At 65.7% G+C, this 22192-nt stretch carries 20 protein-coding genes and 1 tRNA gene; 8 read left to right on the top strand and 13 right to left on the bottom strand.

Going from position 1 to position 22192, the window contains the following annotated elements:
• Positions 1 to 87: 87 nt before the first annotated feature.
• Entirely contained in the window at positions 88 to 1146 is a 1059-nt protein-coding gene (gene tsaD / locus KF745_03220; protein ID MBX3357417.1) for a tRNA (adenosine(37)-N6)-threonylcarbamoyltransferase complex transferase subunit TsaD, read from the top strand.
• A 10-nt stretch (positions 1147 to 1156) separates the two neighbouring features.
• Complete coding sequence (locus KF745_03215; GenBank protein ID MBX3357416.1) at positions 1157 to 1672, top strand: peptide chain release factor-like protein; 516 nt, start codon at positions 1157 to 1159, stop codon at positions 1670 to 1672.
• A 79-nt stretch (positions 1673 to 1751) separates the two neighbouring features.
• On the opposite strand, the gene KF745_03210 is transcribed toward KF745_03215, so the two are convergent.
• From KF745_03210 to KF745_03200, 3 genes are all read right to left on the bottom strand, one after another.
• The gene (locus KF745_03210) at positions 1752 to 2495 is read right to left on the bottom strand and encodes a PEP-CTERM sorting domain-containing protein (GenBank protein MBX3357415.1); all 744 of its coding nucleotides are present in this window, start codon (positions 2493 to 2495) and stop codon (positions 1752 to 1754) included.
• 291 nt (positions 2496 to 2786) lie between these two features.
• On the bottom strand, positions 2787 to 3164 hold the full coding sequence (locus KF745_03205) for a hypothetical protein (protein MBX3357414.1): 378 nt from the start codon (positions 3162 to 3164) through the stop codon (positions 2787 to 2789).
• A gap of 208 nt (positions 3165 to 3372) precedes the next feature.
• Positions 3373 to 5211: a glycoside hydrolase family 15 protein gene (locus tag KF745_03200; GenBank protein ID MBX3357413.1), complete on the bottom strand. Its 1839-nt coding sequence runs from the start codon at positions 5209 to 5211 to the stop codon at positions 3373 to 3375.
• A 118-nt stretch (positions 5212 to 5329) separates the two neighbouring features.
• Between KF745_03200 and KF745_03195 the strand changes: the two genes are divergently transcribed.
• Together KF745_03195 and KF745_03190 are read left to right on the top strand one after the other, a co-directional pair.
• Positions 5330 to 6139, top strand: a complete 810-nt coding sequence (locus tag KF745_03195; protein MBX3357412.1) for a class I SAM-dependent methyltransferase — start codon at positions 5330 to 5332, stop codon at positions 6137 to 6139.
• Between the two features lie 193 nt (positions 6140 to 6332).
• Positions 6333 to 7550 carry a saccharopine dehydrogenase NADP-binding domain-containing protein gene (locus KF745_03190; protein ID MBX3357411.1) on the top strand — a complete coding sequence of 406 codons (1218 nt, stop codon included), beginning with the start codon at positions 6333 to 6335 and terminating at the stop codon, positions 7548 to 7550.
• Positions 7551 to 7578: 28 nt separating this feature from the next.
• On the opposite strand, the gene KF745_03185 is transcribed toward KF745_03190, so the two are convergent.
• Complete coding sequence (locus KF745_03185; GenBank protein ID MBX3357410.1) at positions 7579 to 8376, bottom strand: DUF4239 domain-containing protein; 798 nt, start codon at positions 8374 to 8376, stop codon at positions 7579 to 7581.
• An 80-nt stretch (positions 8377 to 8456) separates the two neighbouring features.
• Between KF745_03185 and KF745_03180 the strand changes: the two genes are divergently transcribed.
• Positions 8457 to 10100, top strand: a complete 1644-nt coding sequence (locus tag KF745_03180; GenBank protein MBX3357409.1) for a SpoIIE family protein phosphatase — start codon at positions 8457 to 8459, stop codon at positions 10098 to 10100.
• 5 nt (positions 10101 to 10105) lie between these two features.
• Here the strand turns inward: KF745_03180 and KF745_03175 are convergent, their stop codons facing one another.
• Positions 10106 to 10819 (bottom strand): DUF4410 domain-containing protein, encoded by a 714-nt coding sequence (locus tag KF745_03175; protein ID MBX3357408.1) that lies wholly within the window; start codon positions 10817 to 10819, stop codon positions 10106 to 10108.
• Positions 10820 to 10920: 101 nt separating this feature from the next.
• Complete coding sequence (locus tag KF745_03170) at positions 10921 to 12051, bottom strand: citrate synthase (protein ID MBX3357407.1); 1131 nt, start codon at positions 12049 to 12051, stop codon at positions 10921 to 10923.
• Positions 12052 to 12223: 172 nt separating this feature from the next.
• On the opposite strand from KF745_03170, the gene KF745_03165 reads away from it, so the two are divergent.
• Positions 12224 to 13432, top strand: a complete 1209-nt coding sequence (locus KF745_03165) for a rhomboid family intramembrane serine protease (protein ID MBX3357406.1) — start codon at positions 12224 to 12226, stop codon at positions 13430 to 13432.
• A gap of 7 nt (positions 13433 to 13439) precedes the next feature.
• On the opposite strand, the gene KF745_03160 is transcribed toward KF745_03165, so the two are convergent.
• The 3 genes from KF745_03160 to KF745_03150 all read right to left on the bottom strand — a co-directional run bounded on the left by KF745_03160 (position 13440) and on the right by KF745_03150 (position 16646).
• Positions 13440 to 14087: a two pore domain potassium channel family protein gene (locus KF745_03160; protein ID MBX3357405.1), complete on the bottom strand. Its 648-nt coding sequence runs from the start codon at positions 14085 to 14087 to the stop codon at positions 13440 to 13442.
• Positions 14084 to 15703 carry an EAL domain-containing protein gene (locus KF745_03155; protein ID MBX3357404.1) on the bottom strand — a complete coding sequence of 540 codons (1620 nt, stop codon included), beginning with the start codon at positions 15701 to 15703 and terminating at the stop codon, positions 14084 to 14086. Before KF745_03155 ends, KF745_03160 begins: the two co-directional genes overlap by 4 nt.
• 91 nt (positions 15704 to 15794) lie before the next feature.
• Entirely contained in the window at positions 15795 to 16646 is an 852-nt protein-coding gene (locus tag KF745_03150) for a hypothetical protein (protein ID MBX3357403.1), read from the bottom strand.
• 85 nt (positions 16647 to 16731) lie between these two features.
• Between KF745_03150 and KF745_03145 the strand changes: the two genes are divergently transcribed.
• Positions 16732 to 16803: transfer RNA gene (locus KF745_03145), tRNA-Gly, on the top strand.
• Here KF745_03145 and KF745_03140 read toward each other — a convergent pair.
• The 3 genes from KF745_03140 to rny all read right to left on the bottom strand — a co-directional run bounded on the left by KF745_03140 (position 16757) and on the right by rny (position 19743).
• Positions 16757 to 17215 (bottom strand): tyrosine-type recombinase/integrase, encoded by a 459-nt coding sequence (locus KF745_03140; GenBank protein MBX3357402.1) that lies wholly within the window; start codon positions 17213 to 17215, stop codon positions 16757 to 16759. The genes KF745_03145 and KF745_03140 overlap by 47 nt on opposite strands.
• Before the next feature lie 184 nt (positions 17216 to 17399).
• Positions 17400 to 18128: a hypothetical protein gene (locus KF745_03135; protein MBX3357401.1), complete on the bottom strand. Its 729-nt coding sequence runs from the start codon at positions 18126 to 18128 to the stop codon at positions 17400 to 17402.
• A 22-nt stretch (positions 18129 to 18150) separates the two neighbouring features.
• Complete coding sequence (gene rny, locus KF745_03130; protein ID MBX3357400.1) at positions 18151 to 19743, bottom strand: ribonuclease Y; 1593 nt, start codon at positions 19741 to 19743, stop codon at positions 18151 to 18153.
• 622 nt (positions 19744 to 20365) lie between these two features.
• On the opposite strand from rny, the gene KF745_03125 reads away from it, so the two are divergent.
• Positions 20366 to 21160, top strand: coding sequence for a hypothetical protein (locus KF745_03125; GenBank protein ID MBX3357399.1), 795 nt, complete (start codon positions 20366 to 20368; stop codon positions 21158 to 21160).
• 19 nt (positions 21161 to 21179) lie between these two features.
• On the opposite strand, the gene KF745_03120 is transcribed toward KF745_03125, so the two are convergent.
• Positions 21180 to 22043, bottom strand: coding sequence for a hypothetical protein (locus KF745_03120; GenBank protein ID MBX3357398.1), 864 nt, complete (start codon positions 22041 to 22043; stop codon positions 21180 to 21182).
• Positions 22044 to 22192: the final 149 nt, after the last annotated feature.

The raw sequence follows: 22192 nt of genomic DNA, 5'->3' as shown, positions 1-22192 counted from the left end.
GACAGCGGTGCGAACCCAACGGTAGAGGGGAACCCATCCCGCTGTCCATCGCCCCCGGCGAGCCGCCTGCCTCACTATCCTGAACCTGTGCGGCGTGCACTCCACACCATTCTGGGAATCGAGAGCTCGTGCGATGAGACCGCGGCGGCGGTTGTGGCCGGGCGTCGGGTCCTTTCCAACGTCATCGCATCCCAGAACGACCTGCACGAGGAGTATGGGGGCGTGGTGCCGGAGATCGCCAGCAGGGCCCACGCGGAGCGGGTACTGCCCGTAGTCAGGGCTGCACTTGCCGAGGCGGGCTTGAGGCTTGATGAGGTCGACGCGGTGGCCGTCGGCAATCGGCCGGGGCTCATCGGTTCGCTCCTGGTCGGGGTCGCCGCGGCCAAGGGGCTGGCGTGGGCACTTGGGGTGCCCATCATCGGCGTTGACCACGTTCGGGCGCACCTCTACGCCCCCGTGTTGTGCTGCGAGGATTCGTTGGATGGGCTGCTGCCGGCCCTTGGCTTGGTTGTCAGCGGCGGGCACACGTCCCTGTACCGAGTCGAGAACTTCGCTGATCCCCAGCGGATCGGCGCCACCGTGGATGATGCCGTAGGCGAGGCGTACGACAAGGCAGCCGCCATCCTGGGGATTCCCTTTCCCGGCGGACCGAATCTGGACCGACTCGCCGCCGCGGGTGATCCTGGGGCCGTCGACCTGCCGGTAAGCCGGCTCTCACGCGAGTCACTGGATTTCTCGTTCTCAGGGCTCAAAACGGCGATCCTCTACGCGGCGCGCGGGGTTCCAGATCGAGAGGGGCTGGCCAAGCCCGCGGTTGCGCTTGATGACGCCAGGAGACGGGACTTGGCGGCGTCCTTTCAGTCCGCGGCGATTGCCGCCGTCATGCTGAAGCTTGAGCGAGCGATTGACGCGGTTCCTGAAGCGAGGTCAGTGCTCGTTGGTGGGGGGGTGAGTGCAAACTCGTTGCTGCGGCGGAAGTTGGGTGAGCTGGCGGCCCGGCGCGGTGTCTGTGTTCGCCTTTGTGATCCGGGGCTCTGCGTCGACAATGCCGCGATGATTGCTGGCCTAGGTGGACACTTGCTCAGTCGGTACCAGCCCGCGGGCGATCCGCTCTCGCTCGCGGCCACCCCAACGGTTCGTGGCTAGGGCGGCCCCCATGATCGACTCTTGGCCACACCCTGCCTGCCTCCCGGAAGAGGATCTGCTCAGGCAGTGCACGCTCGACCGTGGGCGGTCCTCGGGCCCCGGGGGGCAACACCGCAACAAGGTCGAGACGCTGGTGACGATCAGCCACGTGCCCTCGGGCATCCAGGCCCATGCCGGAGAACGCAGATCGCAGGCCGAGAACAAGCGTGTGGCGGTGTTCCGGTTGCGACTCACGCTTGCTGTGGAGGTGAGGTCGACTGTTCCGGTGGGCGAGATTGGATCGAGGCTTTGGCGATCGCGGACCGGCGGGGGCAGGATCGCGTGCAACCCGGAGCACGAGGACTTTCCCGCCATGCTGGCCGAGGCGATGGATGTGCTTGGGGCTAGTGGGTGGGAGCCGAGGAAGGCCGCGTTGCGGCTTGACGTGACCGCCAGTCAACTGGTCAAACTGGTGAAGGACCATCCACCCGCATTTGTCAGGGTTAACCGCGAGCGGGCGGCCAAGGGGGGGCATCCGCTGAAGTAGTCGCCGAGAAAAAAACCCCCGGCCGCGTGGGACGCGCCGGGGGCAAGAGGCGAGAGACTGACTGGCTATCGGATACAGACTAGCGGCGGCGACGGGCTGCGAGCAGGCCGCCGAGGCCGAGCAGGGCGACAGAGCCCGGGGCGGGGACGTAGGTGATGTCGAAGATCATCTGGGTCTCGTCGACGCCAGAGTTGACAACACCGTTCCATACCACCAAGGAACCCATCTCGGGCAGCACCCGACCGTTGGTCAGAGGGGCGCTCGTGGCAACCAGGCTGCCATCGATGAACAGTGCATTGGTAATTGACACGCTGGTAATAGCGCCCGGGAGGTTGTCCCACAGCAGGCCGTCGGTGAACGCGCCGGCGCCTACGTCCAGACGTCCCTGGTTCATCGCCTGACCACCGATGTTGAGACCGGAAATCCAGAGGTTGCTGCTGTCGGTGGTGAAGGCGCCGACAATCACTCGCACCGAGTTCGGGCCGGTTGGAATGGTGAGCTCGGCCATGTTGACCGTTGCGGCGCTGCCAACGAGCGTGCCGTGGAAGGACGCCGCGTTGTCGTAGACGAAGCTGGTGATGCGACCGGCTGCGTTGGTCACGAAGGCGGCGCCAGCCGGGCTCTGCCCGAGCAGCGCAGCGCCGTAGGTATCACCGGCCGTGATATCGCGCAGGCCGCCGCTGCTCCGCATGGACTGCACGTTGCCAATGTTGCTCGAGATTCCGTCGGACAGGTTGCCCACCGCCGAGACGAACGAGAGCTCAGCGCTCGCCGACGCCGCGGCCCCCGCGAGAACCGCGAGGCAGAAAACAAAACGACGCATGTTCATAGTCTTCTCTCTCTCTCTCTTCCCGCAGTGTTCCGCGCGGGTTACGCGCCGCGAAGACCGGGACCGTCTTCGGCCAACAACCCGCCGGCGTCACGTGACGACGGGGAGCTGTTACGAACTCGCTAGCGGGGGTCTCTCTCTCCGCTCGCTTGATGAAGAATGTACACGATGTTTGGAGGACTGCAAGCCAATGGTTGCGATCTGATGGCCAAACACTATCCGAATCGAATTGGCGTGACCGCGTGAAGTGCTGTGAACTGGTGAAAACCCTAGTTTCGGTACCGTTTAGCCCTTCCATTTTTCGATGACTATGCCGCCTCGGAGGTGGGCAAAGACGCTGCGAACGGCCAGCTTGGGCTCCTTCTCGGTAGAGCCGAATACCTCGACGATAGAGGCTTGCTGCTCGGTGGGGCCGTACGTCCATCGCCAGATCTGCGATCCGTCCTTCATTTCGGTTCTCGACGTCGGCTCTCCGAAGACGGCAAGGAGCCACTCGTCCGTCGTCTCGCCGATCCGAACGCGATCCAGGAGCTCGTCGCTGATGTAGATCCCCTCGTAGCGGATCACCGGTCCCTGCATCTGGATCTGGATCGGTCCCTCAAGTCGAACAGTTCCGTTCAGGTCGGCCTTCACCGCGGTCTTGAGATCGCCATCCATCGTCATGTGTGACTCACCGCACCCAGCCCAGAGTGTGGCAGCGCACGCGAGCAGCACGGCGGGGAGGGGGCGAGCCGGGTGAACCATTTTGAGAGTCTCCTCAAAGCCTTCGAGGCGCGGCTTCGTGCCCGCCCGGATTGGAAACGCCCATCCAGGTAGAATTCTTCACGCCAGATTGTGTGCGTTGAATACCTGCCCAATTCATGGTGGGCGATCAGGCTCCGCCCCCCAGGGAGCGGTCAAGGTTGAATGCGGCGCTGATCAGGGCAAGGTGGGTGAATGCTTGTGGGAAGTTCCCGAGAGCTTCTCCCGACGGGCCGGTCTCTTCGGCGTAGAGCCCCAGGTGGTTGGCGTACCCGAGCATGCGCTCGAAGATCAGACGCGCCTCGTCCAAATACCGGTGATCGAACTTCCCGGCCCGTGTCAGCGCCTCGACCAGCCAGAATGTGCAGATGTTGAACGTTCCCTCGTCCCCTGGCAGGCCGTCGGCCCCGCGGGAGGTGTTGTAGCGGAACACCAAGCTGTTCGAGACCAGCCCGCCAGCCGAGGGCGGCCGCATGATTGCGTCGAGGGTCGAGAGCATCATGGGATCGCTGGGCGCCAGGAAGAACACGAGCGGCATCATCAGGTTGGCGGCGTCCAGTTCGTCGGTCCCGTACGACTGCGTAAATGCGCCGACCTGCGGGTTCCAGCCCTTGGCCAGGATCTCGGCGTAGATCTCGTCGCGGGTGCTGAGCCAGCGGGCACGGTCGCCCGGGAACGATCGCTTGTCCGCGAGCCGAAGCGCCCGATCGATCGCGACCCAGCACATCAGCTTGGAATAGACAAAGTGCCGGCGATCGGCGCGGATCTCCCAGATCCCCTCGTCGGCGAGCCTCCAGTTGTCGCAGACCCAATCGGCAATGTGGCGGAGAGTCTGCCACATCGCCGCCGACACCGGCTCGCCCCACTTGTTGAACAGATACGCAGCGTCGAGTAACTCGCCGTAGATGTCCATCTGGAGCTGGCTGACGGCGCCGTTGCCGATCCGGACCGGTTTCGAGCCGCGGTAGCCATCGAGGTGGTCCAGCGTCTGCTCATCGACCGTCGTCCTCCCGTCAATGCCGTACAAGACCTGCAGGGGACGGTCGCTACGCTGCTGGGCGCCGGCTCGGGCGAGGAAGTCCATGTATGCCTTGGCCTCGGAGCGGAAGCCCAGGCGGAGGAAGGCGTAGACCGTGAACGCGGCATCGCGGACCCAGGTGTACCTGTAGTCCCAGTTGCGGGTGCCGCCCAGTTCCTCCGGCAGTGAGCAGGTCGGCGCGGCGATGATCGCTCCGGTGGGCTCGTAGGTCATGAGTTTGAGGGCCAGTGCCGACCGGATGATGATCTCCCGCCAGCGTCCGGTGTAGTGGCACTGGCTCACCCAGCGTCGCCAGTAGTCGACGGTTTGTCGAAACAGCCGTTCGCCCTCGTGGGCGGTCAGCAGGCGGGGGCCCTCCGACTCGCGACCCTGTTCGCCGGCGCTCTCGATGGCAAAGATCAGTGTCTCACCCTCGTTCACGACGAGATCGCATGTCGCGGCGTCTCCATCGACAGTCAGGGGAACCGGGCTGATCAGCCGCAGCGAGGCGGTCGCCGCAACGAACTCCGCGCCGTGCGAGGTGAGTCGGCATTCATGATTCGCCCTCGCGTAATCGAACGCTGGCCTGCACGCAAGGCGCAGCCGGACGCTGCCACGGACGCCCGAGACCTTGCGGATCAGTTGGCGGTACGGACGGGCGGCCGATCCCACCGGCATGAAGTCGGTCAGCTCCACGGCACCAGCCTCGGATAAGAACCGGGTGACGAGTGCGTTGGTGTCCGGCCAATAGAACTGACGGGCGGCGGCTTGGTCGTCAACGGGCGAGATGGAGAAGTGCCCGCCCTTCTCAGCGTCCAGGATCCGCGCAAACACGCTCGGTGAGTCGAATCGGGGCAGACACAGCCAGTCGATAGAGCCGTCCAAACCGACGAGCGCGGCCGTGTGCATGTCGCCGATGACGCCGTAGTTGGCGATGGGGCGGTATTCCATGTGTCTTTGTAGTGCTGTCGGGGAGTCATTTCGACACCGCATGAGCACGCGGCCGTGCTGTCACAAAGGCTCCAGGAGATGGACATAGGATGTGGCCGTTCGTTCAAGGAGTTGGCCCATGGGTGTCAAAACGGCCGGGTTTTACGACTCGACCTACCAGCACTTCGACGATGCGATCTACCAAGATATCCGGCGTGCGACCTGGGGTGAGGACATGGGACAGAACGGCTGGATCACCGTTCCGGAGCAGGATCAGTTCATCCAGTGGCTATCCATCATTCCGGGGTGCGAGGTGCTCGACGTCGCTTGCGGCTCGGGTGGGCCGGCCCTGCGGGTCGCCGAGCGAACCGGTGCCAGGATGACGGGAGTCGACATCGATGCTGACGGTATCGCGGCCGCGCGCCGTGAGACGGGTAGGCGGCGGCTCACGCATCAGGCAGTCTTCGAGGTGGTCGATGCGGGGCAACCGCTTCGCTTTGCGGAGAAGACATTCGATGCCGTGATGTGCATCGACGCCGTGAATCACTTGCCCGACCGGGCCGGCATCTTCGCCGAATGGGCCCGCGTGCTCAAGCCCGGCGGCCGACTCCTGTTCACGGATCCGATTGTCATCACAGGTCCGCTCACCAATGCCGAGATCGCGGCACGGAGCTCGATTGGCTTCTTCTTGTTTGTCGCAAGGGAGACAAACGACCAGATGCTCGCGCGCGCAGGTCTGCGGCTGATCGTCAAGGAGGACGTGACCGAGGCCGTGGCTCTCGCGGCTTCAGCATGGCAAGCGGCTCGGCAGGTCCGGGAAGTCGAACTGCGGCGACTCGAGGGCGAGGCTCTGTATCGCGCCAACCAGGAGTTTCTCGCGGTCGCCGCCCGCATCGCGAGGGAGCGCCGGCTCTCCCGGTTCGTGTACGTGGCGGAAAAGCCCGATTGACCGTGCGTGAACTCCAGTACTGCAGTCGGCGAGTCTTGCCCGTCACGCACGACGACAAGGGCGCACAGACTTCGGGCCCGGGTGGGGATCAAGATCAGCTTGGCGAAGGTCGATACGCAAGTGTGGTGGGCGGTGCGCTAACATCGGGGCCCGTCGGCACGCGGCCGCGCGGGCGGTGGCGGAGGTATCACGCATGAAGAACGTGCTCGTGCTGGGGGCCGGCAAGGTCGGCAAGTCCGTTGCGGAGCTGCTCCTGGTGCTCGGTCGCGGGGAGTACCGCGTGACGATCGCAGACCGGGATGAGGCCGTTCTGAGAGGCGTCGAAGCCAACCTCAAGTCGCTCACCGGTGTCCTGGCCTCGGGCGGGCAGCACGCGATTCGCCGGGTGGACGTGGCGAGCACCGAATCGGTACGCGCAGCCTTGGCGGGCCAGGACTATGTCATCTGCATGCTGCCGTTCAACTTCGTGGCCGGGATCGCCGAGGCGGCCAACGAGGCAGGCGTGCACTACTTCGACGTGACCGAAGACGTCGAAACGACAGATCGTGTCCGCGCCATCGCCGATGGGGGGCACGGCCGGGTGGCGCTGGCGCCCCAGTGTGGACTGGCGCCGGGGTACGTCGCGATTGCAGCGCACGATGTTGCCCGCCGGTTCGACGTGGTCCACGGGCTCACGCTGCGCGTGGGCGCCCTGCCACAGTTCCCCACCAATGCGCTCAAGTACAACATCACCTGGTCAGCCGATGGGGTGGTGAACGAGTACTGCGAACCGTGCAACGCCATGCTCGGCGGCCGGCATGTCAAGGTGCCTGCGCTGGAAGGGCTGGAGAGGTTCTCCTTCGAGGGCGTGGAGTACGAAGCGTTCTACACGTCCGGCGGGGTCGGTACGCTGATCGAGACGCTTGAAGCAGAGGGCAAGGTCACTCCCGAGACAGCGGTGGCGTACAAGACGATCCGCTATCCGGGCCACCGGGATTTGATGAAGTTCTTGTTGCAAGACCTCCGCCTCGGCGCCGAACACGCGGATGCTTCCAGCCGGGGGAAGTCGGGGACTCCGTTCACCCGTGCCCTTGCGGTGGAGTTGCTGGAGCATGCCGTGCCCTACACGCTGCAGGATCTGGTCGTGGTGTTCATCAACGGCATCGGGATGCGGTCCGGGAGGCGTGAGCAGGTCAACTTCAAACGGATCGTGCGGGCGACACGGATCGCCGGGCGGGTGTGGCCGGCGATCGAGTTGACGACCGCTGCCGGGGTGTGCGGGATGGTCGAGCTTCACCGGCTTGGGAAACTCCCGAAGACGGGGCTGATCCGCCAGGAGCAGTGCTCACTGGAGATGTTCGACAGCACTCCCTTTGCGTTGGGGTACAACGATCCGGAGCGGATCGAGAGCATTGTGATCGCCGGGGCGTAGGCGTCTCGCTGATGGAGAGAGTTCCGCGCTATGTCTCGCTGATCATCAGGTCGTTGTAGACGATTTCGTACGCCTCGGACGTGATGCTCATGTCTCCCAGATAGGGGTGATCCATCGCGGCCATCATGTAGATGAGCAGGCCGATGAGCGCGGACATGATGGCGACGAGAGCGATGTGAAGGCCAAGTCGTGGGACAACGAATAGCCACGTAGTGACAACATTCAGCACCGCCCCGATCAGCACGACCATCCAGAGCATCAGCGGCATACCGGCGAACTCGGCCTCGACCCGCCGGCGTCGAAGTTCGATGAGGTTGTTGAGCTGTCGGAAAGCCTCGGCCTGCACGGTCTGCTCCCGGATCGAGCCCGGCTCGAAGTTGGTGAGGCTGTTCGAGAACGCCGAGATGTGGACGGTGCCGCCGTGGGGTATCTCGCCGCGGCGCTGCATCGGCCACGCGTCGTCGATGACGTGACGTGTGTAGGAACGGAGCGACTCGCGCAGCTCGGTGCTGTGCGGCTCGGAGAGCGCCGACACATCACGGTACAGAGCGGCGATCGAGGCCGCCTCGCGGGACGCGGCGTCACCCACGCTCGAATAGGTTTCCCAGACACCAACAGCGATCAAGCCGAGCGTGATGCCGTAGAAGACACCGATCGCCGAGAGGAAATAGCTGACCATCTCGTTCGAGGCGTGGGATTCACCGAGCCATCGGTGGACCAAGGGGCGGGACGCGATCAAGCCCCCGACGCTGAATGCGACCGACACGCCCATGGTCCCGATGCAGAACAGCCATGTCGGAAGGTTGAACAGCCACATGAGACTCATCGTTCAGGACTCCCGAAGGGTGCCAGAGAGAATAGCCGCGCCGCCGCATGGCACTCAGACGGGTCTATCGTTGCCTCACGATGGGTCACTCCACAGTCGAGGGTCATTCCGTGGGCCGACCAGGCCGCCCTCGCGGCGGCCTGAGCCTGACATGGCAGTTGATCGCGCTGGCGGTGCTGACGGCGATCGCAGCGACCTCGCTGGTTGCCTGGCTTGGGTTTCGGGCGGAGATGGAGTCGGTGCACCGCGAGGTGGATGCCAGGCTGCGTGCGATCGCATCGGCGGTGCCGGATGTGCTGCCGGCGGACTATTCCGGGCGAGTCCTGCGTGGGGAGGTGACCGAGGCGCAGTACGACGCGCTTGTGACGAAGCTCACCCGCCTGGCCCGTGAAGCCGAGGTGTGGTACCTGTACGCCTGCGAGCATCGCGACGGACAAATTCTGATGCTGGCTTCGAGCGCCACGGAGAAGGAACTGCTGGCGCACGACTGGGCGAGGCTTCTTGAGCCCTACGAGCAGCCTCCCGCCGCGATCACCCACGCGCTGGAGACGGGGCAGCCGCGGTTCGCGTCCTACACCGACAAGTACGGTTCGTTTCGATCGGTCTTTGTGCCCGCCGGCGATGCCGTCGGACGCTACGTGGTTGGCGCTGACGTCCGGTTGGACGATCTCCACGAAGTCGCCAGCGCCAATCTGCGGTGGTATGCGATGGCCGGGCTCGGGGTCGCCGCCGTGGTTGGGCTGGTCGGGGTGGTCGCCGGACGCCGGATTGCACGCCCGATCGCGACCCTCTCTCGGGACGTCAAGACCTTCACCGACGGCGACTTCAGCAATGATGACGAGAGCCTGGCGAGTCTGGGTCGCCTCGCCTCTCGCGGCGGGCGAGAGACGCGAGACCTTGCCGGGACATTCCTGGAGATGCGGAACCAGCTCGTCCGGCACATCGATGACCTGACGCGCGTGACCGCGGAGAAGGAGCGGATCACCAGCCAACTCGAGATCGCCCGGGATATCCAGCGTGGTCTGCTGCCCTCAGCTCCACCACCCGCGGACGGGTTCGATATTGCCGGCTGGAGCGAGGCGGCCGAGCAGGCCGGTGGGGACTTCTACGACTGGTCGATGACCTCTGAGGGCAGGGTGATTGTAACCGTGGCGGATGTGACCGGGCACGGGATCGGGCCCGCGATCATGGCGGCGGTGTGCCGCGCGTACGCCAGGGCGTCGTTGCACGGCCGGCGGCCGCTTGTCGAGATCATCGATCGGATGAATCGGTTGGTGTGCGCAGACACCCATGGCCGACAGTTTGTCACGTTCTTCGCCGGGATCCTGGACCCCGGCTTGTCAACCATGACAATCCTGTCCGCGGGGCATGGGCCGCTGCTGCTTTACCGCGCGGCAACCCGGGAGATCGAGCAGCCGGCGACGCACGGCCTGCCGCTCGGGATCGTTGAAGATGCCGAACATGACCCGGGGACGGACCTTCGGTTCGATCCCGGTGACATTCTGCTGGTTGTTTCCGATGGATTCTTCGAGTGGATGAGCACCCAAGGCGAGCAGTTCGGGGTCGAGCGGTTGACGGCGTCGTTCCTCGCAGCAGCGGCGCTGCCTTCGGAGCAGATCATCGAGCGAATCCGGGCCGACGTCGAGGCGTTTACTGCCGGAACGCAGCAACCGGACGACATGACCGCGGTCGCGATCCGGTGTACCGGCGCCGCTTCGAGGTGAGTTGGCTAGCGAGACGCCTCGGCCAGCTGCCTTTCGAGTGAGCCGTCCCTGATCCCCTGAACGATTTGATCGCTGAGAGCCTGGGCCGCACGCTTGACATCGACATCGGGCGCAGCCTTGGAGATCACGAACTTTGCAGCGGCGGCATAGGGGTTCATCAGGAACACGGCGCCGGGGAGCAGCCCGGCCTTCTTCTCAAGGTCGTAGTGCTGCCCTGCGTTCCTGGAGTCGTGCGCAGAATCGGCAACCGTGGCAATGACACGGACTTCGGCGGCGCCGGCGCCGAGCCCGATGGCGGTCCGCGCAAGCCGATTGCCCTCGTCGAGACGGACGAACTCTCCGCGGACAACCCACCCGTCTTCGGGAGGGATCGGACCTGCCCCGACCACCACCGCCCGCATGCCGGCGTTCGAGAGGTCCTCGGCGAGTGTCTTCGAGAAGAGCTCGACAAGCTTGCGGCTTCTGGTTTCCTGGTCTTCATGGGGGACGATGCCCAGCCGCTCCGCTACAGGCTCACGGCCGAGTACGTTGGTGTTTGCCGGGGCCGCACCAGGGGCGACCATGAAATCGGTGATGTAAACGGGCTTGCGAACCTCGCTCGGCTCACGTCCCGCGTACGCGGACGGTGATGAAGAGCCGCCGGAACAGGCGGCCATCCAGATCGGGAGCCACGAGAAGAGGATCGAAACCAGCACCCGAACGACGATCGATGCACTCATGGAAGACCTCCTGCCGCCGTGCGGCCCGGGGATCATACTTCATGATTGCTCGATGTGCTTAGAACAGTCAAAAGGGTCGAGGGTGCGTCTGATGGGCCGGCCTACCGCTTGTCGATCGGCACGTACGGCACGCCGTGCGGGCCGACGTACTCGGCTGTGGGGCGGTAGAGCCGGTTATCAGAGAGCTGCTCAATGACGTGCCCGGCCCACCCGCCGATGCGGGAGAGCGCGAACATGGGGGTGAACAGGTCGAGCTGCAGCCCGATGCTGTGGTAGGTTGTGGCCGAGTAGAAGTCGACGTTGGGGTAGATGCCCTTGGCGGCCTTCTCGCGGAGCATGACCTCTTCGATGCGTTGAGACTTGTTGTAGAGGTCGATGTTCCCGGTATCCGCGGCAAGCTGCTTGGCAAGGGTCTTGAGGTAGGTGGCTCGCGGGTCGTAGGCCTTGTAGACGCGGTGGCCAAAGCCGGAGATCTTGTCCTTCTTGGCGAGCCGCTCAAGAACAAATGCCTCGGCCGCATCGACCGTGGGGATCTTGCCGAGCATCACCATGACTTCTTCGTTGGCGCCGCCGTGGAGCGGGCCGCGCAGAGAGCCGATGGCGCCCGTGATGGCCGAGTACATGTCGGAGAGCGTGGAGATAATGACCCGGGCAGTGAATGTCGAGTTGTTCAGGCCGTGGTCGGCATGGAGGATCATGCACACGTCGAAGGCGCGGGCCATCGTCGGTGTCGGGGCCTCGCCGTTGAGCATGTAGAGGAAGTTCTGGGCAAACGACAGGTCCTGGCGCGGGGCGACAAACGGCTTCCCCTTGCGGTGCCGGTCGAACGCGGCCACGATCGTGGGGGCGCAGGCCAGGATGTTCAGTGCCTTCTCGCGGGCCGAGGCGACGTCGTTGGCATCGGGATTGGGGTCGTGCAGGGCGAGGGATGAGACCATCGTCCGCAGCATGTGCATGGTCTTCGCATCCTTGGGGAGGCTCTGGATGCGCTCGAGCATGCCCTTGGGCAGGCTGTACCGGGAGCGAAGGTCGGAGCTGAACCGCTCCAGTTCCGCCTTGGTCGGGAGGCGGGTGTTCCAAAGAAGGAAAACGGTCTCTTCAAACGTGGAGTTTCGTGCCAGATCGTCGATCGCGATCCCGACATACTCGAGAACGCCCTTCTCGCCGTTGATGTACGACATCTTCGACTCGGCGGCAACGATTCCTTCAAGGCCCTTCGCGGTGACTGGCATTGGTCTGATCCTTCGAAAACACGAACAGCGAGTCCCGGCAGGGTCACCCTGGCCGTTTGAAGACTTCCGGTCGACGAGGCGGACTATAGGAATCGATCGCAGCGCCAGCAAACTCACCGCCGATCAATGAGCACGACGCCCGCGCCTGACTGTGCCGGATTAGGATCGTGGCATGCTGTTCCCAGTCAGTACCGATCGGCCGCTTCGCCGGGGCACCGTCGTGACGTTTGCGCTCATCGGCGCGTGCGTCATGATCTTTGCTGTGCAAGCGGCCTGGTTGCGGTCGGACCCGACCCGCTGGCGCGAGGTGCTGGAACAGATCTGGCTCATCCGGAGTGGTTTCCGGTGGTGGATGCCGCTGACCAGCGCCTTCCTGCACGGTGGCTGGTTTCACCTGCTCATGAACATGCTGTTCCTGTGGGCCTTCGGGCCAAACGTCGAGGACCGGTTCGGCCGGGTCGGGTTCCTCGCGTTCTACCTGGTTGGGGCCTACGCGGCAGGTGCGCTGCACGTGGCGATGTCGGCATCCCCGGCCATCGGCGCCTCCGGCGCGATCGCCGCGGTGACCGGGGCGTACCTCGTCCTCTTTCCGCGAACGTCGATCCGGTGCTTCTACATCCTGACTGCGGGGATGGTGTGGGTGCCGGCGTGGTACATCATCGCGTTCGGCGTGCTGTGGGACTTCTTCGCCCCCATGACCGGGCAAGGCGGGAACATCGCCCACTTTGCTCACCTCGGCGGATACGCATGGGGAATCTCACTCTCCCTCTTCCTGCTCTGGGCGCGGTTTATCCCTCGCGAGCAGTACGACCTGTTCACCATGGGCCGCCAGGCCTACCGCCGCAAGCAGATCCGCTCCGCGGCTGCGGAAGCCCAGCGGGCCGTGAAACGCCGTGCGGAGTCGGTGGCGGTACCGGAGACGGCCGCCCGGCTCGACAGCCTTGCCGCCGCCCGGGCCGAAGTGGGATCGTTGATCGCCGCCGGCCAGCACGAGCAGGCGGCGCGGGCGTACCTGCCCCTTGTGGATCGCTTCGGGGACATCCCGGGCGCCGCCACGCTGAGCCGCCAGTACATGTACGACATCGCAAACCAACTCTTCCGCGATCGTCAGTACACACCGGCCCTCGCCGCGTATGAAAGGTTTATCGAGGCGTACCGGACCGATCCGCACGTGCCGAGCATCCGGCTGATGGCAGCGCTGATTTGCGTGAGATACGTGCGAGACCCGCAGAGAGCCCGGCGGATGCTCGATGGCCTCGAGACGCGACTGCACGATACCGCCGAGAAGCAGATGGCCCAGGAGTTGTCAAGCGAACTCGCCGGGATGCCCGAGGGCGCAGATCGCCCCGCGGCAGCAGGACGGGACGCCGCTCAGCAGTAGCTCCGAGTCAGTCATACTCCGCCTCGGCGTTGTACAGTGACGCAATCTTGGCGATCGTGACGCCCATGTACAGTACCCCGGTGATCGCCTCGAGCGAAGCCAGAGTCTGCGCGGTGGTGCTGACAGGCGTGATGTCCCCGTAGCCGACGGTGGTGAGCGTCATGCAACTGAAGTAGAGCATGGCCTCGTCGATGTCCTTGGTCGCCGTCTGGTACGCGAACGAGTTGGGGATCAGGCTCTCCGTCAACTCGAAGAGCCCGGCCCAGAGCAGGGCCAGCATGACGTACACCGCGATTGCCGCGTAGAACACCTCGGCGTTGACCCGGTGCGACCGTATAACCACCCGGGCGTAAGTGTGCCACACGACATACATCTGGAGGGCGGTCAGCCCGGCGATCGCGAGCACCCGAGCGGGCTGAGTCCCGACAACCCCGGCGATCCCCAGGCACAGCAGGGCCGCGCCGCCGAGGAGAAACGCGATGTTCCTCGAGTGGCGCGAGTGAGGGAGCATCAGCAGGCTGCCCACGAGCACCGCGACAAGGTACACGCCGAGTATCACCTTCTGAACATCGGTGACAAGCAGCGGGTGCAGCGCGACGATGCCCAGCAGGGCGACCGGGAAGAACCACGCTCGAAGCACTCTTCGATTCGTCATGCGCTCCTCGCTTCGGTCGCGGCTGCCTTCGCCGGCTCGATCCCGGCGCGAGCCTCCACAAACCGGTGGAACTCTCGCGGCGTGAGCGCCTTGGCGAACAGCCAGCCCTGGCAGTAGTGCACGCCGCGCTCGGCGAGGTAGGCACGCTGGGCTTCGGTTTCGACCCCCTCGGCGATCAGTTTGACCTCCAGGCGGTGCCCGAGCTCGATAATGGAATCGATCACGCCGGCGTTGACGCTTCCCGTTCCGATGCGCTTGACGAACGAGGCGTCGATCTTCAGGTAGTCGAAGCGGAACTTGTGCAGGTACGCCAGGCTCGAGTACCCCGTTCCAAAGTCGTCCAATGCCAGTGCGCCACCGAGGGCCCGGAGCCCGTCCATCACCTGGTGCGGCAGCCCCGCCTCGTCCTCGATCATGCTGCGTTCGGTGGCCTCGAAGATCACGCGCGAGGGCGGGACGCCGTCGGGCCGGAAGATCTCCTTCACGGCTTCCAGGATCCGCGTGGTGGTGAACTGGTCCGGGGCGAGGTTGATCCCGACGTGCATGTCCGGCTTGGCCACCAGCAGCACGCCGATGTCGATCACCACCTTGCGCATCAGGGCCTCGGTCATCGGTTCGATCAGGCCTGATTCCTCGGCGACAGCGATGAAGATGTCCGGCCGGATGTACCCCTGCTCGGGATGGTGCCAGCGGATCAGTGCTTCGGCCCCCACGCAGCGCCCGGTGGTCGTCTCGACCGTCGGCTGGTAGTGAACCTCGAACTCATCATTCGCCAGGGCGATCCGCAGCTCGGCGTCCATGGTCTGCTTCCGCCGCGACAGCCGGAACACCGCCGTCACCATCGCCGCCGAGCAGAGCAGGCCGACGCTGACCGGGAGCGCCAGGTCGCCGAGCCAGTACCGCAGGGCCCACGGCCGCGAGATCCGCCCGGTCACGGTCAGGTGGAACCGGTCCGACCGCCGCTCGACGCGCACATCGCGCGACCGGGCGGGGTCCTCGGCTTCATCGCCGGCCATCGTGGTGTTCGCCGCGAGCACCTGCCCGCCGCCGCTTGTGAACACCACCGATCCATTGGGCCCGAGATCGGTGTCCACGAACGGGTCGATCAGCACCGCGGGGTCGATCAGCAGGTTGACTTCTCCCTTGCCGATCGTCGGTAGCGACACGATGATCGAACGCTCCTTCATCACCTCGGTCTTGAGCACCCCGACCACCTGCATCGCCCGCCGATCGGGGTCGGACTTTGAAGCCGAGTCGACCCTCACCGGGGGCTCCACCGGCCCGAGGCTCGTGCAGACGAGCATCGAATCCTCATCGATCAGGCCCGCCTCGCGAAAAAACGGCTGGTTGTACACCGCCTGCCGGAGCAGGCCTTGCGTCTCCGCCGTCATCTTCCCCTGGGTCTGCGTCGCCAGACGGGTCAGGAGCACCTCCGCGGTCTGCAGGATCCGCTCGGCCCTGTGGAAGGCCGAATCGACGACGGTCTGCAGCGATTCCCTCGATCGCTCCAGCGCCCTCGAGTACGACAGCCACAGCACCACCACCATCGGGCCCAGCCCGGCGAGCAGGGCCAGCACGACGAACGGCAGGGCGTTCCGGCGGCGGCTCGGGATCACAGGCTGGCGCCCGCGCGGTTCTGCATCACGTCCGTTCTCCGCGGCGGCAGGGCCGCCCGATCACCCGCTCCGCCCCGGCCTGGTGGGCATTCTACTGGCCGCCGCCCCCGCCGACGCGCGGCGCCGGGACGGGCGCCCCCGCCTTGATCCACTCTTCGATCGCGCGGATCTGCTCCGCCGTCGGCTGCGGACGCTCCGACGGCGGCATGTGGTCGTCATCATCGAGCGGAAGGTGCAGACGCCGGACCATCTCGCTCCCATCGGGCTTGCCCGGCACCACGACGGGGCCTGACTTTCCTCCCGCCAACACCGCCTCGGGCGTGTGCAGCGCCAGCCCGCCGCGCTGCCTCGCATCCGAGTGGCACCTGTAGCAGAGCGAGGCGAAGACCGGCTGGATATCCGCCTCGAACCGCGGCCCTTCACGCGCCGCTGGCGGGGCGACCTCCCGCGGCGGCGACGGCTCTGGCGCGGGGCCCGCGATGGGGGGGGCGGGGGGGGCGGCCGAGAGCGGCGCGAAGAGAAACCCCTCCCCGTGGGTGAGCGTCGCGCCAAAGTGCCCCGCCGCGATGACCACCCCGAGCGTGGCCAGCAGCGCCAACCGGTACCCCCTCCTCCCCCCTCCATCCCCCGCTCCGCCCCGCCGCATCGAGACCTCCAGCAGCACCGCCGTCGTGACCGCCAGCACTGCCGCCGCGATCCCCAGCCACATGTGCACGGTGACGCCTGGCCCGTAGCCGTCCTCGTAACTGAGGATGAACCCGGTGGCGGCCGTCGCGGCGGCGCTCGCGGCCACGAGCCACACCAGCACGCGGATCACCGGCCTGGCCGACGCCAGCAGCCCGAGCATCGCCAGCACCTCGACCGCCGCGAGACCAGCGATCAGCCCGATCGGCAAGTGAAGCAGAACCAGGTGGAATCGACCGAGGATCGCGAGGTAGGCCATGGTCTGGACAGCGTACAAGACGCCGGGCCAGGCGGCCTCCCGTCCCCATCCCGCTCCGGGTGGACGCTACACTCTCACCACGCCTGCGGGCGTAACTCAATGGTAGAGTGTCAGCCTTCCAAGCTGAATGTTGCCGGTTCGAGTCCGGTCGCCCGCTTTGTAGAACGTATAGCGGAATCGTGCAAAAACCCCGGCGATTGCGGGGTCTTTCGGCTTTCCGACCGGTCACGTCCGAACGTCGCTTCGCCGCGCGATGCCGCGCGATTCCGCCCCGTTCCGCGCTCCAACTGCTGGCAGAATAGCTGGGGGTCGATCGGGGCCGCGTCCGTGGTCCCCGTCGCCGCCTCGGATTGCCGTTCGGGGGCGATGGCGGGGAGGCGGTCCATCGCGGCCGCCGTGTCCGTCAGTCCCAACACGGTGTAATGCTTCAGGGTGGTTCGGTCGTCTCCGTGCCGCATGATGCGCTGCGCCACCTGGGGCGTCACGCCGGCTCGCGCCAGTTGGGTCCCCAGCGTCGTCCTCAGGGCGTGCAGGTCGATCACCCGCCCTTCGAGATCCTCCACCACGATCCGCGTCTTGACCCGTTCCCGCTTGCTCGTGCCAACCTTGACCCGCGCCGATCAGCAGGACCGCAGCGGGCTTCATGCCAACGTCAGCGGCAACCACACACACCGCACTATCTACAAACTGTGACCGCTGGCGGATAGAACAGGCAGAGCGACTGATTGGCGGCAGCGAGATTACGGAAGGTCATTAGGTCTTGGCCTTGGAGGAGACAACCGGCTTGGGTAGGGTCAGTCCGCATTCCGGACAGTGGTGCAACTCGGAGAGCTCCAATCCGCCGAGGTCGTACTTGCACCGAGCGCAACAGAAGCCGATGGGCCTGGAACTCATGCCTCGTCTCCACCAGCCGCGGAGTATGTGGAAGAAGAGGTACAGGAAGACGGCCGACCACGCCGCTATCCCGACCGCTTGGAGCGATATTGAGGCGATGCCGCGAGGGAGCAGGAAGTCTCGCGTCCTGGAGTCGTCCGCCAGGCTGCGCATGCGACTTGCAGTTGTCGCATCGAGCTGTGGGTTGTGCTCGATGACGTGATCCAGGAATGCCGCACGAACTTTGAGATTCTCCGCATCGGTTGCCCGTTGCCACCTCGATCGAGGCTCACTGCTAGCCGTGGTGGCCTGCCAATCCAACATGATGGATTGGTGGTGGCGTTCGAAGTACGCGGACATCCACGGCGTGCGTCCGCTGATATTGCTCAGCCGCGCAATCGAGCCGACGTAGGTGACCACGCCCTCGCGGGTGGGCGGATCAGTCTCCGAGAACACGTACTTGCCGTTGGCATCCCGGAACCAGAAAATGTTGAATGCTCGGTCGCTGAAGATCGTTGACTGGGGAACTTGGAGAATCCAAGCAAGCACTAACGCGGCGAGTCCCGAAGCGAAGAGGATGCCGACAAGTCGTTTGCGACGAGCGATCATGTCGGGTCTTTGGGGACACTGATCAGCGTGCGAACTCCACTGCCCTGGTCTCGCGCAGCACGGTCACGCGGATCTCGCCGGGGAAGGTCATTTCCTCGGAGACCTTCTTGGCGATGTCGTAGGCGATCTTGTGGGCCTCGTCGTCGCTGATGCGCTTGGCATCGACCATGACGCGCACCTCGCGGCCGGCCTGGATGGCGTAGGCCTCGGTGACTCCGGGCTGCTTGAGGGCGATGTCCTGGAGTTCGTTGAGGCGCTGGACGTACTTCTCCATCGACTCGCGGCGGGCGCCGGGGCGGGCGGAGGAGATGGCGTCGGCGGCCATGACGATGGGGGTGTAGAAGGACGTCGACGGGATGTCGGCGTGGTGGCCGCCGATGGCGTTGAGGACCGGCTCCTTCTCGCCGTACTGGCGGGCGAAGTCCATGCCGATCTTCGGGTGTCCGCCCTCCATCTCGTGGTCCATGGCCTTGCCGATGTCGTGGAGGAACCCGCAGCGGCGCGCGACGGCGCCGTCGAGCCCGAGTTGCTCGGCGATGATCTGGCAGAGGAAGGCGACCTCCACGCTGTGCCGCAGGACGTTCTGGCCGTAGGAGGTGCGGAAGGAGAGCTTGCCCATGGCCTCGGCGACCTTGGGGTGCACGCCACGGAGGTTGACCTCCATGACAGCCTCCTTGCCCGATTTGATGACCCGCTCGTTGAGTTCGCTCTTGACCTTCTCGACGACCTCTTCGATGCGGGAGGGGTGCATGCGGCCGTCGGCGATGAGGCGGTTGAGGGACTCGACGGCGACGGCCTGGCGGATCTTGTCGAAACACGAGACGACGATAACGCCCGGGGTGTCGTCGACGATGATGTCGACGCCGGTGGCCTTCTCGATGGCGCGGATGTTCCGGCCCTCGCGGCCGATGATGCGGCCCTTCATGTCGTCGGAGGGGATGGGGACGGCGCGGACCGTGGACTCGGCGGTGTGCTCGGCTGCGTAGCGCTGGATGGCCATCAGGGTGATTTCCTGGGCCCGCTTGGTCGCATCGGCCTCGGCCTCCTCGGTGATCTTGTGGACCACCTTCGACATGTCGAGGCGGACGTCCTCCTCGACCCGCAGCAGGAGGTCGCGCTTGGCCTCCTCCTCGGTCATCTTGGCGATGTGGAGGAGCTTGTCGCGCTGCTCGCGGATGACCCCCTCGAGTTCCTCCTCGCGCTGGGCCGCCTTCTGCTCACGGGCGCGGACGGAGTCGGTGGCCTTGGTAAGGGACTCCTCCTTGGCGGAGAGGCTCTCGAGTTTCTGATCGAGCAGGTCCTCCCGCTTGCCGAGGCGCTTCTCCGTTTCCCGGAGTTCTCGCCGGACTGCCTCGGTCTCGGTGTCGAACTTCTCCTTGCGCTCCAGGACCAGCTTGTCGGCATCGACCGCGGCCTTCTCGGTGATGACCCGGGCCTCGTCCTTGGCGCGGGAGAGGAGACTCTGCGACTCCCGGGTCGCATTCGCCAGCGTACGGCCGGAGATCGAACGGATGGCGACCACTCCGGCGATGGCGCCGACGGCCAGCCCGGCGAGGCCGATCCCGATGGCGGCCGCATCCGAGATTGCCAACACGAGAACGGCGGGACCAAGCATGGCGACATCCCTTCGCATCCACCCGGGGCGCGGCATCGCGCCGGCGAGTTGGCCTCGCCTGCGTGCGTGGGTGTGCGGGGGGCGAATGGCCCCGTCGCGTGGCCGTTTCCAATCAGGTCCGCGTGTGCTGCAGCAAGAAGGGGCCACCCCGGGACCGCGGTGCGGCGCGCCAAGGCGGCAGCGTCACCGGATAAGGCAGGGCCCCGGTGTCGAGCGGCTGGTCTTGAAACTGCTGAAGCACGGTCAGGACTCGATTGGATCTATACATCCGGCATTGATCCACAAGCCGGACGGGCGTTGTTCTCCGGTCGGCTGTTGCGGGACTGTAAAGGTCGCCGCGGGAGCCGCCCGAGACTCCGCCATTAACGGCCGAACTCCGAGCATGCAGGAGGGCCGATGTACCACCCCGGTACGACACCGGAGTTGCTGCATTTAACCAAACGCTGGAGTTTGGGTCAAGTGGGGATCGGGGTGGTGAGCGCTCCCCCGCGGGGTGGGAACCTGGGGTAAGGCTTGGGTGGGGCAGCGGTTCAACGGCAGTCGGGACCGGTGTCCGATACACTACCCAGCCTGCCGATGGACCCTGAGAGGGTGCAGCTGGCGGGAATTCTGAGGATGACTGATGATCCAGGTGTCTCGGCGATGGTGGATGGCGGCGGGGGTTGCGGTTTGTGTGGGGGTGATGGCGGTCGGGTGTTCGCTGCGCCGCGGGATCGAGCCCCAGGTCGCCACGCCGGCCGAGGGGTGGTCACCGAACACGGCGATCGACGTGCGGAACTTCCATGGGTCGGTCACCGTGATCGTGGATCCGTTGGTGACCAACCTTGTGCCCAACGTGGTCGCGGGCGCGAAGCCGCCGCCGGACTCGATGATGGACTCCCGCGGCACGGAGACGGTCAACGTCGTGTTCGAGTGGCTGGAGCAGGAGGGGGGCCGGGTGCTCAAGGTACGGTCGGGCACCACGTGGCACGATCCGGCGGAGGTCTGGGCGGACATCACGCTGCGGGTGCCGTCGTGCTCGGGTGCGATGATCTGGAACCGCGGCGGGCCGGTCGAACTGATCGGCGTTACGGGGGCGATCCAGGTGGACAACGGGCGGTTCGCGGATTCGTCGGGCCCGATCAGGGTGAGGACGGACAAGCCGGTCACCTCGCCCGTGGCGCTGACGACGGAGGAGGGGACGGTGCTGCTGCAGATCCCGACGGCGTCGATGGGGATGTTCGAGTTGGCGTCGGGCGAGGGCTCGGTTGAACTGGCGAGCACCACGATTCGGCCGAACTTCGTGACCAGCGACGGTCAGACGACGCGGGCGCAGATCAACGGCGGGACGAACGCGATCCTGCTGAGGTCGTACAAGGGCACGGTGTGCGCAATGGTGATCGAGAACCCCGAGTCGTACACCAACAAGTGGAAGTAGACGCCGGTCGCGGGCGGGATCAGGCGCTGGCCGTGTGTGGACGCTGCAGCGACTGCAGTCGTGCGACGTAGCCGGTGAAGAGGTCGAGTACGAACTTGCGGTGCGCGGGGTTGAAGGCGAAGTCAAACGCCATGCCGGCGTAGACATTCTGCTCGGAATCGATGTGCGTGTGGGCGAGACGGGCCGTGACGGCGACGGGGGCGGGGATGTGCGGCCGCAGGTCGACCCGGACCCAGAAGAAGTGGCGGCGCTCCAGGGCGGCGGCGTCCTTACGGAGGATGCGCAGGCCCAGGCCGCCGCCGCTGACGTTGACCAGGTGAGCGGTAAAGGGGGGCGCGGCCTCGGGGAGCTGGATCGATTCGGGTGCGGCCTCGTCGGCCTGGTCCGCTGCCGCGAGCGAGTTGTCGGCCAGAAGCCGCTCGATGAGGAGACGGTTGGCAGTCTCCGCGGTGAGGACGGTGGAGGGGTTGAGCAGCGGCCAGCACTGGACCGGGGTGAGGTTGAGTGTGGTTGTGCCGAGGCGGTAGAACTGGCGGCGGGCGCATCGCTCGACGCCCTGCGGTGAGGCGAGGACGAGCTGGCGGAGACGCTGGCCATCGGGACCCGTGCCGACGCGGTGGCCCCGGACAAGCGTGGTGAACATCCAGCGGTTTTGCCCGACGGTCATAGCGCCGATGAGGGCGACGCCCTGGCTCAGTTCGATGTTGGCGCCGCAGACCGACGGGGGCTCGACGACCACCTCTGAGGCGGTGAGCGAGACGATCTTGACGCGCCAGACGATGTCGGAGCCCCCCGGCGCCGGGTTGGCGGAGTCGTGCTCCGGGCGGCGGACGGAGATCTCGATGGCGCCGCCGCGCTCGTGGATCTTGCGCAGACAGTCCAACCAGTGCTCGGTTCGTGATCGTGAGGCTGGCACTCGTGCCCTCTCAACAAATGACGGGATGGCTCGGAAGAGTGGGACGCGGACTCGGGCGCGCGTCCCGGCGGATGAGAGCATCGGGCCGGCGCATCGATCCCTTCAGCAAGTGGGGC

The sequence above is a fragment of the Phycisphaeraceae bacterium genome (assembly GCA_019636655.1).
Taxonomy (GTDB): Bacteria; Planctomycetota; Phycisphaerae; order Phycisphaerales; family UBA1924; genus JAHBXB01.
This window is presented reverse-complemented; position numbering and strand designations above follow the sequence as displayed.

Bases quoted from the DNA above. Each gene is read 5' to 3' on its own strand.
- KF745_03215 (MBX3357416.1), top strand. From the start codon at position 1,157: ATGATCGACTCTTGGCCACACCCTGCCTGCCTCCCGGAAGAGGATCTG.
- KF745_03210 (MBX3357415.1), bottom strand. From the start codon at position 2,495: ATGCGTCGTTTTGTTTTCTGCCTCGCGGTTCTCGCGGGGGCCGCGGCG.
- KF745_03205 (MBX3357414.1), bottom strand. From the start codon at position 3,164: ATGACGATGGATGGCGATCTCAAGACCGCGGTGAAGGCCGACCTGAAC.
- KF745_03200 (MBX3357413.1), bottom strand. From the start codon at position 5,211: ATGGAATACCGCCCCATCGCCAACTACGGCGTCATCGGCGACATGCAC.
- KF745_03195 (MBX3357412.1), top strand. From the start codon at position 5,330: ATGGGTGTCAAAACGGCCGGGTTTTACGACTCGACCTACCAGCACTTC.
- KF745_03190 (MBX3357411.1), top strand. From the start codon at position 6,333: ATGAAGAACGTGCTCGTGCTGGGGGCCGGCAAGGTCGGCAAGTCCGTT.
- KF745_03185 (MBX3357410.1), bottom strand. From the start codon at position 8,376: ATGAGTCTCATGTGGCTGTTCAACCTTCCGACATGGCTGTTCTGCATC.
- KF745_03180 (MBX3357409.1), top strand. From the start codon at position 8,457: ATGGGTCACTCCACAGTCGAGGGTCATTCCGTGGGCCGACCAGGCCGC.
- KF745_03175 (MBX3357408.1), bottom strand. From the start codon at position 10,819: ATGAGTGCATCGATCGTCGTTCGGGTGCTGGTTTCGATCCTCTTCTCG.
- KF745_03170 (MBX3357407.1), bottom strand. From the start codon at position 12,051: ATGCCAGTCACCGCGAAGGGCCTTGAAGGAATCGTTGCCGCCGAGTCG.
- KF745_03165 (MBX3357406.1), top strand. From the start codon at position 12,224: ATGCTGTTCCCAGTCAGTACCGATCGGCCGCTTCGCCGGGGCACCGTC.
- KF745_03160 (MBX3357405.1), bottom strand. From the start codon at position 14,087: ATGACGAATCGAAGAGTGCTTCGAGCGTGGTTCTTCCCGGTCGCCCTG.
- KF745_03150 (MBX3357403.1), bottom strand. From the start codon at position 16,646: ATGGCCTACCTCGCGATCCTCGGTCGATTCCACCTGGTTCTGCTTCAC.
- KF745_03135 (MBX3357401.1), bottom strand. From the start codon at position 18,128: ATGATCGCTCGTCGCAAACGACTTGTCGGCATCCTCTTCGCTTCGGGA.
- rny (MBX3357400.1), bottom strand. From the start codon at position 19,743: ATGCTTGGTCCCGCCGTTCTCGTGTTGGCAATCTCGGATGCGGCCGCC.
- KF745_03125 (MBX3357399.1), top strand. From the start codon at position 20,366: ATGATCCAGGTGTCTCGGCGATGGTGGATGGCGGCGGGGGTTGCGGTT.